The 2,976-nt window shown below is 37.7% G+C and carries 1 protein-coding gene and 2 pseudogenes; all 3 read left to right on the top strand.

Features of this window, described 5'->3' with window-relative positions:
• Positions 1 to 217 (top strand): annotated as a pseudogene (locus ACFIMC_RS01400) (SMI1/KNR4 family protein); the annotation flags it as partial.
• Between the two features lie 54 nt (positions 218 to 271).
• Positions 272 to 859: an SMI1/KNR4 family protein gene (locus ACFIMC_RS01395; protein WP_375680733.1), complete on the top strand. Its 588-nt coding sequence runs from the start codon at positions 272 to 274 to the stop codon at positions 857 to 859.
• A 97-nt stretch (positions 860 to 956) separates the two neighbouring features.
• A pseudogene (locus ACFIMC_RS01390) lies at positions 957 to 2,976 on the top strand (DUF6990 domain-containing protein); the annotation flags it as partial.

Below are 2,976 nucleotides of genomic sequence, written 5' to 3'. Positions count from 1 at the left end.
TCGGGATGGAGAATGTCCAATCTATGTTATGTATCCATTGGATAATTGCGAATATTACGCCAGTAATTTTTATGAATTCCTTTGCAAAAGAATTAAAGTACACGCGGGAGAAGAGATACTTGATGGTGACCAACCAATTGAAAAGATTGAGAACACTCCCACTCCGCAACCTATCCCTTTTTACAAGAGTTTTTGGAAAAAATTATGGAAGAGGTGAAATTGATAGCGAGGAAATATGGAGCGTTTATAACGCACGTTTTGAGGATCATCTATGAAAACCTATACCTTAGATGATGTTGCAGTATTAATTGATAAAGTGAATAAATATGATGATGAGATTATCAATTTGGGTAGTGAAGATGATGAAGAGAATGAAACAGATGATTTACAGATTGAAAAGGCGGAGAAAACTCTCGGCTTGCAATTCACATCCTCTTACAAAGTTTTCTTAAAAAAATATGGAGGAGGAGAAATTGGTGGTGAAGAAATTTATAGCCTTTATGGAGATTGTGGGGAAGGTATTCCTGCTGGTGATATTGTTTACCAAAACTTACTCGATAGAAAACATGGTTTTGCGACACCAGAACAGCTCGTTGTGAGTTATGATCTTGATGAAACCTTTTACTTTGATTATACGCAGTTTCGGGATGGTGAATGCCCACTCTATGTCATGTTTGCGGATGAGGAGTCCGAATATTACGCAAGTAATTTTTATGAATTCCTTTGCAAAAGAATTAAAGTACACGTGGGAGCTGAGATACCTGAAGGTGACCAACCGATTGAAAAGATTGAGCACACTCCCACTCCGCAACCTATCCCTTTTTACAAGAGCTTTTGGAAAAAACTATGGAAGAGGTGAAATTGATAGAGGAAATATATAGTCTTTCTAGAGAGCCTAAGTATTATACAAGTAATTTTTATGTAAAAGAATTACAGATCATGCTGGGGGAATGATGATGCAAACTAAAGATGTCACAGAGATTTTAAAAAGACTGGGCTGGGAGCCTTATCGTGATAACGTGGGGGATACTTTTGCGCATTATCATCTTCCCGATCGCATTGTAGGTATTGGCTATGGTGTAAAAAATTATGGAGAGAGTGGCAAAGAGTTTTTGCTTTCGGCTGATCTCACCACCGCTGCTTATTGTCTTGCTCGGGAATATTCTAGAGGTGAAAAATCACAGCGTAAATATGGAGATGTGCTGTTTTACGCGAAGGAGGATTTTAATGTTAAAGCTCCGGATCTTTCCGAAAGCCATATCACAACCGCTTTAAACAAAGTGATTGCATGGGCGCAAGCACAGGATATTGAAAAAAAGTTGTGCGAGGAAGCTACTAATCATTCTGCCGTTGCACAAGCATTACTTGGTGATATGGAGGCTTTAAGGAGTGATAGATCTACCCCAAAACTATCTGTGCCAGAATTTGCTGATTATAAAACAATGACATCGGATGATCGCCTGCTTTTTTTTGCACAGGCCTATAAAAATGGGGAATTAGACGATATTCTAACGCGCAAGAAGCCAAAACAGCGCTCGATAAGTCTCACAGCAGCAATGCGCGTTCTTAAAACACAAGGGTGGTTTTCAACGGAACCTGGAAAAATGTGGTTGATTTTGCCCGACCGCTTTATTCAATTTGATTTTGGTTTTATACGTCTTCATGATAATTACAATGTCCGTATTGAAGCTGAAATATCTAATGAAATGATTTCTGTCGCTTGCAATTGTATTCACTATAGTAAGGAATATTGGTGTGTTTCTCCTAAAAATATTTATAATTCTTTTAATACGATTGGGGGGGGGGGTTTTTAGTGGTTTTGGTAAAGGCATTGATATTTGTGTAGAGACATTAGATGAGCAAGAGCTTATCAAAATCTCTGAGCGGATAATACAGTGGGCACGTGCCCAAGATTTACAAGCATCAATAGAAAGCAAAACACGTGTTCAAAAGTATAGCTACAATATACGTATAGTCTGGCATTTGGCTTGTTTAGCATTGACAGGTCAAATTGATGTTCTGAAATCTTATCAAAATTTTTTAGAAGCCGGTAAGATTTCTGAGATTTTGGATGACCGTGAAGTAGAGAGATATATTAACCATGCCGTTCAATTTGCTGAAGAATATCTGAAAATCCTTAATGAGCGAAAAGCTATAGATGATCGTCTTAGTTTACAAGATTTGTCTTTTCTTAATACAGTTTCTGAAGACTTAAAAAGGATGGACTGGACAGTCTATCGTGATAAAAATTACAATTGCAATGCTTATTTTATAACGAAAGATCGTATCATTAATATAGTGTACGACCTTGATAAAAAAGGAGAGACACCATTTGTTACCTTCAAGGTTTCTCTTTCAACACTTGGTTTTTCTACAGCTTATCGATCTATTTTCATCAATACTCCCCAATATACCGTTCTTAAAGAATCAGAAGAAGTTTATGCAGTTTCTAGTACTGAATTGGATGAAGGCAAGCTGAAACAGATCAGTGCGGATATTTTGTGCTGGGCTGATCGACAAAATGTGAATCAAATCATCTATGATTATGCGGCTTTGTCCCCAGACAGTGAATATGATTTTGCGAAGTTGCACCTTATTGCACTTATTCTTATTGGGGATGTTGAAAAACTCAAATTTTATAAGGAAAGTTTGAAGGATAAAAACTTTTCAGCTTTGATAAGGGAAAACATAGCACATATTATTGATAACGTCCTTGCTCTTGCACGCCGTTATCGGACTGGTTTTCCTAAAAACGCTCCGATTTTAAGCTTGGATCCGCAAACAGCATCTGTTGCTTCTAAAACAACTTCTGTTGAAGTGGCAGAGGAAGTGGATGAAGCGGATGACACTGATGATCGTCTCACCATGGAAAGTGCTCATGCACTTTTAAAAAGTCTAGGCTGGTCAACCGAGAAAATCAATGAGAATGACCATATGGCAAGCTATCAATTGGCTGATCGTGAAGTAGACATTCTT

The sequence above is a fragment of the Bartonella sp. AP21QHHD genome, from assembly GCF_042196205.1.
GTDB lineage: Bacteria > Pseudomonadota > Alphaproteobacteria > Rhizobiales > Rhizobiaceae > Bartonella.
Note: the sequence above shows the minus strand (reverse complement) of the source record. Positions and strands in the feature narration are given on the sequence as shown.